Source organism: Agrobacterium tumefaciens, from assembly GCA_025560025.1.
GTDB lineage: Bacteria > Pseudomonadota > Alphaproteobacteria > Rhizobiales > Rhizobiaceae > Agrobacterium.
Genome location: CP048485.1, coordinates 2,843,755 through 2,857,324, shown reverse-complemented (window position 1 = coordinate 2,857,324; position 13,570 = coordinate 2,843,755). Strand labels below are relative to the sequence as shown.

At 59.5% G+C, this 13,570-nt stretch carries 14 protein-coding genes; 9 read left to right on the top strand and 5 right to left on the bottom strand.

Translation table 11 applies throughout. From position 1 onward, the window contains the following. Positions 1-75: 75 nt before the first annotated feature. Positions 76-783 carry a FadR family transcriptional regulator gene (locus tag FY152_13790; protein UXS33116.1) on the top strand — a complete coding sequence of 236 codons (708 nt, stop codon included), beginning with the start codon at positions 76-78 and terminating at the stop codon, positions 781-783. 54 nt (positions 784-837) lie between these two features. After that, a complete protein-coding gene (locus FY152_13785) occupies positions 838-2,040 on the top strand; it encodes a mandelate racemase/muconate lactonizing enzyme family protein (protein ID UXS33115.1) in 1,203 nt (400 codons plus the stop codon). On the opposite strand, the gene FY152_13780 is transcribed toward FY152_13785, so the two are convergent. Next, positions 2,041-3,639 (bottom strand): exodeoxyribonuclease VII large subunit, encoded by a 1,599-nt coding sequence (locus FY152_13780; protein ID UXS33114.1) that lies wholly within the window; start codon positions 3,637-3,639, stop codon positions 2,041-2,043. Between the two features lie 190 nt (positions 3,640-3,829). Here FY152_13780 and FY152_13775 point away from each other — a divergent pair, with 190 nt between their 5' ends. Next, on the top strand, positions 3,830-4,072 hold the full coding sequence (locus FY152_13775; GenBank protein UXS33113.1) for a hypothetical protein: 243 nt from the start codon (positions 3,830-3,832) through the stop codon (positions 4,070-4,072). Positions 4,073-4,084: 12 nt separating this feature from the next. Continuing rightward, the gene (locus tag FY152_13770) at positions 4,085-4,456 is read left to right on the top strand and encodes a hypothetical protein (protein ID UXS33112.1); all 372 of its coding nucleotides are present in this window, start codon (positions 4,085-4,087) and stop codon (positions 4,454-4,456) included. On the opposite strand, the gene FY152_13765 is transcribed toward FY152_13770, so the two are convergent. Further along, positions 4,453-5,436: a Gfo/Idh/MocA family oxidoreductase gene (locus tag FY152_13765; GenBank protein UXS33111.1), complete on the bottom strand. Its 984-nt coding sequence runs from the start codon at positions 5,434-5,436 to the stop codon at positions 4,453-4,455. The genes FY152_13770 and FY152_13765 overlap by 4 nt on opposite strands. 182 nt (positions 5,437-5,618) lie before the next feature. On the opposite strand from FY152_13765, the gene FY152_13760 reads away from it, so the two are divergent. From FY152_13760 to FY152_13745, 4 genes are all read left to right on the top strand, one after another. Continuing rightward, on the top strand, positions 5,619-6,179 hold the full coding sequence (locus tag FY152_13760) for an isochorismatase family protein (GenBank protein UXS33110.1): 561 nt from the start codon (positions 5,619-5,621) through the stop codon (positions 6,177-6,179). Continuing rightward, a complete protein-coding gene (locus FY152_13755; protein UXS33109.1) occupies positions 6,179-7,162 on the top strand; it encodes a GlxA family transcriptional regulator in 984 nt (327 codons plus the stop codon). Before FY152_13760 ends, FY152_13755 begins: the two co-directional genes overlap by 1 nt. A gap of 110 nt (positions 7,163-7,272) precedes the next feature. Then, complete coding sequence (locus FY152_13750) at positions 7,273-8,223, top strand: aldo/keto reductase (protein ID UXS33108.1); 951 nt, start codon at positions 7,273-7,275, stop codon at positions 8,221-8,223. 1 nt (position 8,224) lies between these two features. Continuing rightward, a complete protein-coding gene (locus tag FY152_13745) occupies positions 8,225-8,668 on the top strand; it encodes a GNAT family N-acetyltransferase (protein ID UXS33107.1) in 444 nt (147 codons plus the stop codon). On the opposite strand, the gene FY152_13740 is transcribed toward FY152_13745, so the two are convergent. Next, entirely contained in the window at positions 8,650-9,558 is a 909-nt protein-coding gene (locus FY152_13740) for a LysR family transcriptional regulator (protein UXS33106.1), read from the bottom strand. The two genes, FY152_13745 and FY152_13740, sit on opposite strands and share 19 nt — an antisense overlap. Before the next feature lie 115 nt (positions 9,559-9,673). Here FY152_13740 and FY152_13735 point away from each other — a divergent pair, with 115 nt between their 5' ends. Next, positions 9,674-10,675 carry an aldo/keto reductase gene (locus FY152_13735; protein UXS33105.1) on the top strand — a complete coding sequence of 334 codons (1,002 nt, stop codon included), beginning with the start codon at positions 9,674-9,676 and terminating at the stop codon, positions 10,673-10,675. A 51-nt stretch (positions 10,676-10,726) separates the two neighbouring features. On the opposite strand, the gene FY152_13730 is transcribed toward FY152_13735, so the two are convergent. Together FY152_13730 and FY152_13725 are read right to left on the bottom strand one after the other, a co-directional pair. Continuing rightward, positions 10,727-13,150 carry a phenylalanine--tRNA ligase subunit beta gene (locus tag FY152_13730; GenBank protein UXS33104.1) on the bottom strand — a complete coding sequence of 808 codons (2,424 nt, stop codon included), beginning with the start codon at positions 13,148-13,150 and terminating at the stop codon, positions 10,727-10,729. Further along, on the bottom strand, positions 13,147-13,569 hold the full coding sequence (locus tag FY152_13725) for a hypothetical protein (protein UXS33103.1): 423 nt from the start codon (positions 13,567-13,569) through the stop codon (positions 13,147-13,149). Before FY152_13725 ends, FY152_13730 begins: the two co-directional genes overlap by 4 nt. Between the last annotated feature and the right edge of the window lies 1 nt (position 13,570).

The window sequence follows — 13,570 nt, the reverse complement described above, 5'->3', positions numbered from 1 at the left end:
GCAATCGCGCTTGTTTCCTTGAAAAAAATCTTGTAAGCAATTTTCCATAAACCTGTACTACAGGTTGGAGGAAAAATGTATAACGCCATTTCCCATGAAACCGGTCTCGTCAGTAGCACGATCGGCGCGATAACCCGTCACATCCGGGAAAATGAACTTGCCCCCGGTGCGAAACTGCCGAGCGAACTTTCGCTGTCGCAGCAACTCGGTGTTTCCCGCACTGTCGTTCGCGAGGCCTTCCGGTCCCTGTCGGCCATGCGGCTGATCGATGTCAGCGCCGGCAAGCGCGCCACGGTGGCGACGCTGGATCATGGTGCGATGTCGCTGATGTTCGAACATGGCATTCACACCGAGCAGATCAACATCCAGCAGATTTATGACGTGCGCCGCACCATCGAAGTCAGAACCGTGACGCTCGCGGCGCTGCGGAGAACAGATGCTGAAGCGCTTACCATTCTCGATCACGCCAATAATATGGAGCGGGATTTCGGCGACAATGACAAGGTGATGGAGCATGACCTTGCCTTTCACCTTGCCGTTGCCAGAGCATCCAAAAACCCGGTTTTCGAACTCATTCTCGGCGCCTTCCAGAATGTGACGCGCCAGACCTGGCCGATCGGCTGGAAGAGCCGCACATCCGATGCGCAGCGCCATGCCGCAGGTGAACTTCACGTCGCCATCGGACAGGCCATTGCGGCGGGCGACCCGCAAACGGCCTCAACGCTGATGGCGCGGCATTTCGATGAAAGCGTGCATGCGCTTCTGGCCGCCGGCATCGCCTGATTTTTTCAACGCAGTTCCAGACGGAACACGACCTGCCTCTGGAGGAGACACTTCATGAAAATTACGAAACTTGAGACCGTCCGTGTGGCGGAACGGGCAAACCTGCTCTGGGTTCTGGTCCACACCGACGAGGGCATTACCGGGCTTGGCGAAACCTTCTACGGCGCCGAGACGGTGGAAACCTACGTGCATGAATATATCGCACCCCGCGTGATCGGCCGCGATCCGATGCAGATCGACCTTCTCGCGCAGGACCTCGTCGGTTATCTCGGCTTTCGTTCATCGGGCGCGGAAGTGCGCGGCAATTCGGCCTTCGATATCGCGCTGTGGGATATTTTCGGCAAGGCAACCAATCAGCCTATCGCCCAATTGCTCGGCGGTTTCAGCCGGAAGGAAATCCGTACCTACAATACCTGCGCGGGCACGGAATATATCAAGAAGGCGACCGGCCAGCAGACGGCCAATTATGGCCTCTCCGGTGGCAAGGACTATGACGACCTGAACGGCTTCCTGCACCGGGCCGACGAGCTTGCCCATTCGCTGCTGGAAGACGGCATCACGGCCATGAAGATCTGGCCTTTCGATGCAGCGGCGGAAAAGACGCGCGGGCAATATATCTCGATGCCGGACCTGAAAAGCGCGCTCGAGCCATTCGAGAAAATCCGCAAGGCCGTGGGCGACAAGATGGACATCATGGTGGAGTTTCACTCCATGTGGCAGCTTCTGCCCGCCATGCAAATCGCCAAGGCGCTCACCCCCTACCAGACCTTCTGGCATGAAGACCCGATCAAGATGGACAGCCTTTCCAGCCTGACGCGGTATGCCGCCGTTTCGCCGGCACCCATCTCCGCATCGGAAACGCTGGGTTCCCGCTGGGCTTTCCGCGATCTGCTGGAAACGGGCGCTGCCGGCGTGGTGATGCTTGACATCAGCTGGTGCGGCGGGCTCTCCGAGGCGCGCAAGATCGCCTCGATGGCGGAAGCCTGGCATCTGCCCGTCGCGCCGCATGATTGCACCGGCCCGGTGGTCCTCTGCGCCTCCACGCACCTGTCGCTCAACGCGCCGAATGCACTGGTGCAGGAAAGCGTGCGCGCCTTCTACAAGACCTGGTATCGCGATCTCGTCACCGCATTGCCGGAAGTGAAAAACGGCATGATCACCGTGCCGCCGGGCGCCGGCCTCGGCATGGAGCTGCATCCCGATATCGAAAAGAGCTTCACCGTCAGCCGCCGTTTCTCGGATGCGACGTCGATCTGATCAGAACAGGTCGCCCTGATCACTCGGACCAGAAGAAGCCGGTTTTGCCGGCTTCTTTTTTTGCGTGGCGGGAGTATCGGGAGGAGGCGCGCCCTCCCCTGTTGTGATGGCGGAAACGCGGCCATCGGCAAACTCCATGGATACGACAACACCCGAGGCAACAGCGGCAGCGCGGGTCAATGGCCGGTTTTCCTCGTCGCGGATAACGGCATAGCCGCGTTTCAACACGTTCTTGTAGGACAGCGATTCCAAAACGCGATTATGCGCGGCAAGGCCCGAGCGGTTCTGCGCCATACGATGCAGCACGGCGGTATCAGCCCGGCGAGCTGCGGTAACGACCCGCTCGTTCTGCCGCTCCAGCTGGCCGAGCAGGCGGGCGGGAAGCGAACGCAGCGCGGAATCGAAGGCATCGACACGGCCTTTTCCCTGCAACAGACGACGTTCCACCAGAGTCTCGGCGCGGTGCATCCGCTCGGTAATACGCTGCCTGTGGTGCTTGAGACCGTTCAGCAGGGTTTCGGGCCTCAGACCCGACGCGGAGCGTTCGAAGGCGCGGCGCTTGTTGAGCGTCGTCATTTCAAGCCCGCGACCGAGACCGCCTGCGGCCTCATCGAAGCGGCGGCGCGGCAGGGCCAGAAGCTGGTCCAGTGAAGGCAGCGCCCGTACCAGCGCCCGCAGGCCCTGACGGCGATTGTCCATCTGCCGCGAGACCGAACCTGAAAGGCGTGCAGCAAGGCCGGAAAGCTGCGCTTCCAGTTCGGCCCGCACCGGCACGGCCATTTCGGCGGCTCCCGTCGGTGTCGGCGCACGGACATCGGCGGCGTAATCGATCAATGTCGTATCGGTCTCATGCCCTACGGCGGAAATCAGCGGGATTTCGCTCTCGGCTGCGGCGCGCACGACGATTTCGTCGTTGAAGCTCCAGAGATCCTCCAGACTGCCGCCGCCACGCGCGACGATCAGCACATCGGGCCGCGCAATTTCCCCACCGGGTTGCAGCGCATTGAAGCTGCGAATGGCGTTCGCCACTTCCTCGCCCGAGCCTTCACCCTGCACCTTGACCGGCCAGACGACGACGTGGACCGGAAAACGATCCGAAATGCGGTGCAGAATATCGCGAATGACCGCGCCGGTGGGCGAGGTAACGACACCGATGACATGCGGCATGAAGGGCAGACGGCGCTTGCGTTCCGGATCGAACAGCCCCTCCGCCGCCAGACGTCTGCGGCGATCTTCGAGCAGCGCCATCAGCGCGCCGGCGCCGGCCGGCTCGAGGCTTTCGATGACGATCTGATATTTCGACGAGCCGGGAAAGGTGGTGACCTTACCGGTGGCGATGACTTCCATGCCCTCTTCCGGACGGAATTTCAGCCGCGAAAACGTGCCTTTCCAGATCACCGCATCAATGCGGGCGCGATCGTCCTTCAGCGAGAAATAGGCGTGTCCCGATGAGTGGGGACCGCGATAACCGGAAATCTCACCGCGCACCCGTACCTGATCGAAAGCCGTTTCCACCGTTCGCTTGATGGAACCCGACAGTTCGGACACCGAGAATTCGGCAAGATTGCTCAATGCGGCGTGGGAAAAGATATCGCTCATGCCCGTTTGTAACCAAAACCCGTCGATTCGGAAATGCTGGCACCGGTCTGCCCAATTTTAACGGTGATGAAACCATATCCTCAACTAACGAGTTAGGAAAAGAGGGAATGGAGGAGAAAACAAGGGTTCGTTAGGGGTGAAGACGCTAGGTTTTCTCCCAAGGCCCGGCAACCAAAGAGGAGGCGGCATCATGATTTTTCTTACCGCCACAATACTCGGCGTTACCGCAGTTGCGTTGCGTTCGGTTTTCAGCATTATTTTCATCTGCATGATGATTATCGGCGCCTATGGTGTGGCAATGGCGCTTTCTTCCACGGCCGTGCCGCTGATGTCGCTGCTGCTTGCGCTCGCCGGTTACAATTTCGGCGTTGTGGGTGTCGTCATCGGCCTGCTGGTGCTGCAACGCCCGCGCTCCACTCAGCCGACCCTCTAAAAGCTGACGGCTTTGAGGTTTTCCCGCTTTGCACTGAGCGAGATTTACGGACTGGCCGTTGACCTTGCCGTCACCTGTCTGCTGATTTTTTACATCGGTATCGAGCCGCTTGCCGCCCGCCTGCCCGGCGCTGCGGCAGGCCTTGCGGCAAGCTGGCAGATGGGCCGCTCGAGGCGCGATGCGTCCGGCGAGGTAAGCGGATTTCTGGCAAAAGCCGTCACACTCACCTCCCGCATCGTGAGCGTCGGGCTGTTTTCCCTGCTGCAATGGCGCAACCCGCTGGTGCAGCCTCTCATCCCGCTTGCCTTTTCGGCACTCGCCGCACTGGCGTTGGCTCTTTACGGCTACAGGCGGCTTCGAAGGCAGCGGCTGGATCGGGATTAGACCGGCTCCCAGCCATCCTTTTCGGCCGCCCGATAAATGGCATCGATGAAAAGCTGGTTCTTCCTCGAGTTTTCCAGCGTAACGACTTCCCCCTCGCCTTTCGCTGCACGGGCAAAGGCTTCCGCCTCCAGCTTGTATTGACGACTGTCCTGAAACCGGAAGATTTGCGACTGGTTATGGGCCTGATTGGTCAGTTCGATCTCTTCCGCACCCCAGCGATTGGCGTTGAAGGGGGATTTGACCTCGATGTAGCCGTCCGTGCCGTGGAAGACCATCAGTTGCCGGGCGGCAAGCTGGGTTGCCAGATAAAAGCTCAGCTCGAAACCACCGAAATCGGCCCTGACGCTGGAATAGATATCCGTACCGAATTCCCTGTCGCGCTCCACGCTCGCCTGCACGCGCTTCGGCTCGGCGCCGGTGGCAAAACGGGTCACGATGGTCGGGTAGACACCGATATCCGGCAGCGCGCCGCCTCCCAGTTCGGGAATATTGCGCATATTGCCGGGATCGCGATTGAAATAGCTGAAAGCGCCCTGCACATGTTTCAGCGTTCCGATCGCGCCGGAGGCCAGCAACTCCTTCACCTTGGCCCATACCGGGGAATAAGTGACCATGAAGGCCTCCGATACGACGACGCCATTGCGGTCACGCGCGGCGATGAGGGCGTCGATCTCCCCGGCTTTCAGGGCAATCGGCTTTTCGCAAAGAACATGTTTGCCGGCATCAGCGGCTTTTATGGTCCATTCCGCATGTTGCGCAGTGGGAAGCGGAATATAAACAGCGTCGATCACGTCCGATGCCAGCATCGCCTCATAGGAGCCGAAGGCGTGGAGTACGGAAAAGCGGTCCGCGACCGCGCGGGCCTTTGCGTGATCACGACTGGCGATGGCACTGACCACGCAGTTCTGGGCATCCTGTATCGCCGGGATGACATGATCCTGAGCGATTTTTGCCGTAGACATTATTCCGAAGCGCAGCATCCCGTTCTCCCATTCTGCAATCTCTCCGAAACTTATCATTGTCGGGCAGCCTGGCAAGCCACGCGTTGCAGACCCCGCAAGAACGATGGCCGAATCTGTCCTGCCTTTGTCGGTTTTCCTGCTTTCATCCGTTCTTTTGAAGGTGAATTATGCTAAGCATGAACCCAATGGAGAACCATGAAATGTCCTCTTCTCAGACAGCCCTTCTTGTCATCGACGTTCAGGAATCCTTCCGGCACGCACCCTATTTCGAGGAAAGCGGACTGGCTGCCTATCTGGAAAAACAGCAGGCGCTGATTGACGGTGCCAAGGCTGCGGGAATACCCGTCGTGCAGATCTTCCATGTCGATGGTGACCGGGCCTTTGCAAAGGAAAGCGGTTACATCCGCGCGCTGGAAGGTGTGCGGATCAGCCCTGATGTCACCTTCCACAAGAACCGTCACTCCGCTTTTGCCGGCACCGGCCTCGAAATCTGGCTGACGCAGAAGGGCATCAACCGGCTTATCGTCTCCGGCATTCGCACCGAACAATGCTGCGAAACAACGACGCGGCATGCTTCTGACTTCGGCTATAGCGTCGACTACGTTACCGAGGCGACGCTTACCTTTCCGATGACACACGCCTCGGGCACCGTGTTCAGCCCGGACGATATCCGCAAACGGACCGAACTGGTGCTGGCAGGCCGCTTTGCACGCATCGCTACCGTCGACGACGTGCTTGCAACCGTTAAAAAGGCCGCCTGATGGACAAAGGCGGCACACGCATCATTCCGTTTTATACGCTTGTGCCGCCGCACGCGCTGCTGCTCGACATTGCAGGCCCGCTGGAAGTTATCCGTTATGCCAACGGGGAGCAGAAGGATATCCGTTTCGATTGCCGCTACATCGCAGCGCATGACCAGCAGCAATCCTCCATCGGTCTTGGGCTTTGCGGGCTGGAAGCCCTGCCCACGACCCTTCCGGAAAATGCGTTCCTGCTGATTTCCGGCAGTACCTCACGCTTCGATTACGAGCCGGAAACGCGCCGGGAACGGCAGGCGCTGGCGGCGTGGCTGCGTCACACGGTGCGCGCCGACACCACGGTCGTTTCCATCTGCTCAGGTGCACTGCTGGCGGGGGAGGCCGGACTTTTCGACGGGCGGAACTGCACGACGCATGCGGATTGCGTCGAAGCGCTGCGCCGTATCGCACCTCTATCCCAGGTGGCGGAGAACCGCCTTTTCGTCGAGGATGGCAACCGTTTCTCAAGTGCCGGCATTTCGACCGGCATCGACCTCATGCTGCATGTGGTTTCCCGGCTCACCTCCCCGGCGGTCGCTGCACGTATTGCCAAAACCATGGTCGTTTATCTCAGGCGCAGCGGCAACGACCCACAGATTTCCCCCTGGCTCACCGGCCGCAACCACATCCACCCTGCCATTCACCGGGTTCAGGACCGGGTGATGGCGGAACCGGCAGGCGACTGGTCGCTGGAACGGCTGGCGGATATCGCCGCGCTGAGTGAACGGCATTTATCGCGTCTGTTTCGCGAGCATACCGGCATCAGCGTCATCGACTACGTCAACCTGATGCGGGTCAATCTCGCGCGCGACATTCTTGCCAACAGCCGTCTCGATATGGAAGCCATCGCCGAGCGGGCGGGCTTTGCCTCCGCCCGGCATTTGCGGCGCGTGTGGCAACAGCATAATCGCCTTCCGCCCAGCCACTATCGCGGCTTTCAGGCCTGACCTCGCCAGCTTTCTCCCTTTGCCTGATGAATGCCATCAAAGGAATTGAATGGTTATGCGGATGAGCAGTTGCTAACCTTGCCACAATGACAGCAACAGGAGCATTCCCCGTGGAAAAACGAAGCCTTGGCCGCACCGGCCTCTCCATCGCCCCGATCGTCTTCGGCGGCAACGTGTTCGGCTGGACAGCGGACGAGAAGACTTCCTTTGCCCTGCTCGATGCCTTTTTCGATGCCGGGTTCAACGCCATCGACACGGCGGATGTCTATTCCGCATGGGTGGATGGCCATGAGGGCGGCGAGTCCGAAACCATCATCGGCAAATGGCTGAAGCAGTCGAGCGTGAAGCGCGAAGATGCGGTAATCGTCACCAAGGTCGGTTTTGACAATCGCGGCCAGAAGACCGGCCTCAGCGCCAAATGGATCGCAGAAGCTGTCGATGCCTCGCTGAAGCGGCTGCAAACCGACTATATCGACCTTTACCTCGCCCATAAGCCGGATGCGGAGGTGCCGCTGGAGGAAACACTCACCGCCTTCGCAAAGCTGAAGGAACAGGGAAAAATCCGCGCCATCGGCTGCTCCAACTATTCGGCAAGCCAGCTTCAGGAGGCGCTGGATACGGCTGCGAAGAACAATCTTCCCCGTTATGACGTGCTGCAGCCGGAATATAATCTCTATAACCGCGCGGATTTCGAAGGCCCGCTTGCTGAACTTTGCCAGAAGGAAGAGATCGGCGTCATCAATTATTACAGCCTCGCCGCCGGATTCCTGACCGGGAAATATCGTGCCAAGGCCGATACGGAAGGCGTCGCCCGCAGCTACCGTGTAGGCGAATATGTCAATACGCGCGGTCTTGCCGTCCTCGGCGCCATGGATGCGGTGGCAGTGGAAACTGGCGCGAAGCTTGCGGATATCGCCTTGGCCTGGCTGTTGCGAAAGAAGGCGATAACCGCACCGATTGCCAGCGCCACCAGCCTGTCCCAGCTCGAAAGCTTCAAACGCGCCGTCGAGTTAAAGCTGACGGATGAGATGATGACGCTGCTCGACAAGGCGGGCGCATAACATGGAGCTCACAATTCGCGACGCGCAGCCGGCTGACCGGACGGAATGGCTGCGCCTGTGGAACGACTACCTCGCCTTTTACGATGTCGATCTTGCCGATGACGTGACCGCTCATACCTGGGCGCGTATCCTTGACCCCGCATCCCGCGTCTCCATGCGGGTGGCGTTGCTCGGCGACCGCATGGCCGGTTTCGCCATTCACCACTTCCATGATTCCACCTGGGTGAAGACGCCCGACTGCTATCTGGAAGATCTGTTCGTCGATGGCGAAATCCGCGGCAAGGGAACGGGCCGGGCGCTGATGGATGATCTCGTCGCCATCTGCAAGGACAAGGGTTGGTCACGGCTGTACTGGCACACCGGCGAGGATAACCACCGCGCCCAGAAGCTCTATGACAGCTACGTGAAAAGCGACGGCCATATCCGCTATCGCATCAAGTTCTGATCGCCCCGGAAACGGAAGAAATCCACAAAAGCCCTCAGCGCCGGCCGCATCTGCCGGCGCGAGGGATAATAGATATAAAAGCCATCGAAGGGCGCGCACCAGTCCTCCAGCACACGGATCAGCCTTCCCTCCCTGATATCGTCCTCGACACGCTGCTCGAAAACGAAGGCCAGCCCTGCGCCGTCAATCGCTGCCCGGCGAATGAGGCTCTGGTCCGACAGGATCAGCGGCCCTTGGACATCAACCACCAGCGGCTTGCCATTCTTCTCCAGTTCCCAGCGATAGATGAAGCCGCTGGCGAAACGCCGGCGGATGCAACGATGCCGGATGAGATCCCTTGGGTCTATTGGCGGTGGATTTTCTGCGAAGTAGGAGGGCGCGCCAACAATCGCACCGCGCCATGCGCCGCTGGCTTTCACCGCAATCATATCCGCCTCGAGGTGCTCGCCAAGCCGCAGGCCAGCATCAAAACCCTTCGCAACGATATCTTCGAAGCGATCATCCGTTGAAATTTCGAGTGAAATATCGGGATAGAGTCGCAGGAACTCGCCCAGCCGGGGCACGATGAGGTCCTCGGCGGCAAGCCGTGGCAAGGTGATGCGCAGGGGGCCGGCCGGCCTCCCACCCTGTTCGGCAAGTGTCTCGATGACCATGTCTATATCGGCAAGCGCCGGGCCAAGCGTCTCGAGCAGCCGCTTGCCCTCCTCTGTCGGTGAAACGCTGCGGGTGGTACGATGAAGCAGCCGCAGGCCAAGGCTTACCTCCAGCGACGACACCGCATGACTGACTGCGGAAGGGGCAATGGCAAGTTCGGCGGCGGCCTTGCGAAAGCTGCGGCCTTCGGCAACGGCGGCGAGAACGGCCAGTTGAGAGAGTTGCACACGGTTCATTGTTCTAAATGATAGAACAAGCCAAACGGATTTGCAGTGATTATTTTTGCCGCCACGAGACGCTATTTTCTCATCACGCCCTGATGACGGGCGGTTCCTTTGGAAGGACGAACAGATGAAAAAAAGAACCCTTGGAAACAACCTTTCCGTTTCGGCGCTCGGCCTCGGCTGCATGGGCATGACCCATGCCTATAGCCCGACCGGCGATGAGAGCAGCGCAATTGCAACGCTGCACCGCGCCGTCGAACTCGGCGTCACCTTTTTTGATACGGCGGAGGTTTACGGGCCTTACAATAACGAGATTCTTGTCGGCAAGGGTTTGAAGCCCTATCGCGACAAGGTGGTTATTGCCACCAAGTTCGGCTTCAAAATCGACAGCAGCAAACCCGCTGGCCAGATGATGGTAGGCACCGACAGCCGCCCGGAAAATGTGCGCGCCGTCGCCGAGGCCTCTCTCAAACGCCTTGGCGTCGATGAGATCGACCTGTTCTACCAGCATCGCGTCGATCCGAATGTTCCGATCGAAGATACGGTAGGCGCCATGGCCGAGCTGGTCCAGCAGGGCAAAGTGAAACATCTCGGTCTGTCGGAAGCGAGCGCCGAGACACTTCGCAAAGCGCACGCCGTTCATCCGATCGCGGCCATACAGAGCGAATATTCGCTGTGGACCCGCGACGTGGAGGAAAACGGCGTGCTGGAAACCTGCCGCGAACTTGGCATCGGCTTCGTCCCCTTCAGCCCGCTCGGGCGCGGCGCTTTGACTGGCGCATTAAAGACGCTCGACGGCCTCGCATCCGACGACTTCCGCCGCGGCCTGCCGCGCTTCCAGAGCGAAAACTTCGACGCCAATCTGGCGCTCATCAAGCTTCTGGAGGACATGGCGACTGAGAAGGGCGTGACCGCCGGACAACTGGCGCTGGCCTGGGTTTTGGCGCAGGGCGACTTCATTGTTCCTATTCCCGGCACGACAAAAATCGCCAATCTGGAGAAGAACGTTGCCGCAGCGGAGGTGTCGCTGACAGCAGAAGAAGCCGCCAGCCTCGGGGCGCTGCTTTCGCCTGCAAAAGTCGCCGGCGCACGTTATCCAGAACAGATGTCACGGATGGCCAACCGATAAAACAAAAAGCCGCGGCAGTTGCCGCGGCTTTTTTCATTCCGTCACCCGTTTTCAGGCGCGCAGAACGCCGCCCGTGGATTTCTCGACATTGCCGACGATCTTGGCCGTCAAGGCCTCGAAATCCTCATCGGTCAGCGTCTTATCGACCGGCTGGATCTGAACCTCAATGGCGATGGACTTGCGGTTTTCGCCAAGCGATGCACCTTCGAAAACGTCAAAGACGTTGACACCGGTGATCAATTTGCGATCGGCGCTTGTTGCGGCCTTGATGATGGCGCCCGCTTCGACCGACTTGTCGACGACGAAGGCGAAGTCGCGTTTGACCGCCTGGAAAGGCGAGAGTTCAAGTGCGGGCTTGGTGCGGGTCGCCTTCTTCTTCGGCTCCGACATGGCGTCGAGATAGATCTCGAAACCGCTATAGACACCGGAAACATCCAGCTCTGACAGCGTCTTCGGGTGGAATTCACCGAAATAACCGAGCACGACCTTCGGACCCATCTTGATGGTGCCGGAGCGGCCGGGGTGATACCAGCCGGGACCGCCGGCTTCGATCTGCACATTGGCCATGGGCAGGCCGCAGGCTTCCAGCACCGCCAGCGCATCGGCCTTGGCGTCATAGACATCAACAGGCTTGCCACCGCCCTTGACAGTGTTGGACCACATGCGGCCGCTGCCTGCGAGCGAGGCCGTGCCACGGCGAACTCCGCCGGCCACACGGCGCTGGGTTTCCGGCGTATCACCCTCATAGGTGCCGGAGACCTCGAAGATCGCCACGTCGCCATGGCCCTTGTCGGCATTGCGCTGTGCTGCGGTCAGAAGGCCCGGCAGCAGCGAAGGACGCATGTCCGACATATCGGCTGCGATGGGGTTGGCCAGCTTCAGAGCGGGGGAACCGCCGCCGAAAAGCTTCGCCTGGGCTTCAGGAATGAAGGACCACGTGACGGCTTCCAGCATGCCACGGCTTGCCAAGGCACGGCGCGCAGTGCGGGTGCGGATCTGCAGCGTCGTCAGAATGCGGCCGTTGACCGCGCCAAAGCTTTCCAGCGGTTCCGGCTTGATATTGTCGACGCCATGGATGCGCATGACTTCTTCGACCAGATCGGCCTTGCCATCAACATCCGGACGCCACGACGGCACGGTGACGGATACGCGTTCGCCCGTTCCCTCCACGCCAAAACCGAGGCCTTTGAGAATGGTGAGGCTCTCTTCCGCCGAGACTTCCAGACCCGTCAGGCGCTTCACTTCCGCCAGCGGAAAATCAACGACCTTGGCCTGATGGCCCTTGTAACCGACGACCTTGGCTTCGCCGGCGACGCCGCCACACAGTACCAGAACCAGTTCGGTGGTGCGTTCCAGACCCGGAACCATATATTCCGGATCGACGCCACGCTCGAAACGATAACGCGCATCGGTGATGATGCCGAGCGAACGGCCGGTCTTGGCGATGTTGATCGGATCCCAAAGGGCAGACTCGATCAATACGTCAACGGTGTTTTCGTCGCAGCCGGAATGTTCACCGCCCATGACGCCGCCGATGGATTCGAGGCCTTTCTCGTCGGCGATGACGACATTGTTCGGGCCGAGCTTATATTCACGCTGGTCGAGCGCGAGGATCGTCTCGCCCTCTTTTGCACGACGAACCGTAAGATCGCCCTTGACCTTGGCGGCGTCGAAGACGTGCATCGGCCGGCCCTGATCAAAGGTCATGTAGTTGGTGATGTCGACAAGTGCATTGATGGGACGCAGGCCGATTGCCAGCAGTCGCTGCTGCATCCACTTCGGGCTAGGGCCATTCTTCACGCCGCGCACGATGCGCAGCGAAAATCCAGGGCAGAGCGCCGCATCGTCCAGCTCAAGCTTCACGTTGACCGGGGTTGCGCCTTCGATCTTCAAGGACGGCAGGGGTCTCGTTTTCAGCTTGCCGAGACCGGAAGCAGCGAGATCGCGGGCAATACCGTAGATCGAGGTGCAATCCGGGCGGTTCGGCGTCAGGTTGATTTCGATGACCGGATCGTCGAGCCCGGCATAGGTGGCGAAAGAGGTGCCGACCGGCGCGTCTTCCGGCAGGTCGATGATGCCGTCGTGATCGTCGGAAATGTTCAGCTCCTTTTCGGAGCACATCATGCCATGGCTTTCGACGCCGCGTATCTTGCCAATGGCCAGCGTGACATCGATGCCCGGAACATACATGCCCGGACGCGCGAGCGCGCCGACGAGGCCGGCGCGTGCATTCGGCGCACCGCAGACGATCTGCACCGGCTTGCCGTCACCGGCATCGACCATCAGCACCTTGAGGCGGTCGGCCTCAGGATGTTTTTCAGCGGAAACCACCTTGGCGATGACGAAGGGCTTGTATGCCGCCTTGTCGTCGACGTCCTCGACCTCGAGGCCAATCGCCGTCAGCCGCTCGCAAATCTCGTCCAGTGTCGCATCGGTTTCGAGATGCTCTTTCAGCCAGGAAAGTGTGAATTTCATCTTTTTGCTTCTTTCAACTCGTGAAACCGTAAGATCGTAAATTCGTTTGACACGGGCTTAAGCCCTAGCTCGCGACGAATTTGTGCCCGCAGATTCATCATCAACTCATTCGTATTCGACTGGCCAGAAAGCCTGATTTCTTCGGCAAATCTCTTCGTCAGGGCGAGAAGCTCAGGCTCACCAAAAATTTGTATTCTATCGACGGCTCTTTCAATTGCCTGCGCTTCATCCTTAGGGTCTAGGAACGAGACAGCGGCAATCGCGTCATAAGACTCGAGCAGATACTTCACGATCAACTCGCGTCGCTTATTGCTTTGCTCTCTGTAAGACGAAAAACGATGAGTGGCATAAGAACCTATCACACCACCGATGATAGCACTAAGCAATGCCAACGATGTTGTGATAAGTATTTGATTCATA

Coding starts and splice junctions, on each gene's coding strand:
- FY152_13790 (UXS33116.1), top strand. CDS start 76: ATGTATAACGCCATTTCCCATGAAACCGGTCTCGTCAGTAGCACGATC.
- FY152_13785 (UXS33115.1), top strand. CDS start 838: ATGAAAATTACGAAACTTGAGACCGTCCGTGTGGCGGAACGGGCAAAC.
- FY152_13780 (UXS33114.1), bottom strand. CDS start 3,639: ATGAGCGATATCTTTTCCCACGCCGCATTGAGCAATCTTGCCGAATTC.
- FY152_13775 (UXS33113.1), top strand. CDS start 3,830: ATGATTTTTCTTACCGCCACAATACTCGGCGTTACCGCAGTTGCGTTG.
- FY152_13765 (UXS33111.1), bottom strand. CDS start 5,436: ATGCTGCGCTTCGGAATAATGTCTACGGCAAAAATCGCTCAGGATCAT.
- FY152_13760 (UXS33110.1), top strand. CDS start 5,619: ATGTCCTCTTCTCAGACAGCCCTTCTTGTCATCGACGTTCAGGAATCC.
- FY152_13755 (UXS33109.1), top strand. CDS start 6,179: ATGGACAAAGGCGGCACACGCATCATTCCGTTTTATACGCTTGTGCCG.
- FY152_13745 (UXS33107.1), top strand. CDS start 8,225: ATGGAGCTCACAATTCGCGACGCGCAGCCGGCTGACCGGACGGAATGG.
- FY152_13740 (UXS33106.1), bottom strand. CDS start 9,558: ATGAACCGTGTGCAACTCTCTCAACTGGCCGTTCTCGCCGCCGTTGCC.
- FY152_13735 (UXS33105.1), top strand. CDS start 9,674: ATGAAAAAAAGAACCCTTGGAAACAACCTTTCCGTTTCGGCGCTCGGC.
- FY152_13730 (UXS33104.1), bottom strand. CDS start 13,150: ATGAAATTCACACTTTCCTGGCTGAAAGAGCATCTCGAAACCGATGCG.
- FY152_13725 (UXS33103.1), bottom strand. CDS start 13,569: ATGAATCAAATACTTATCACAACATCGTTGGCATTGCTTAGTGCTATC.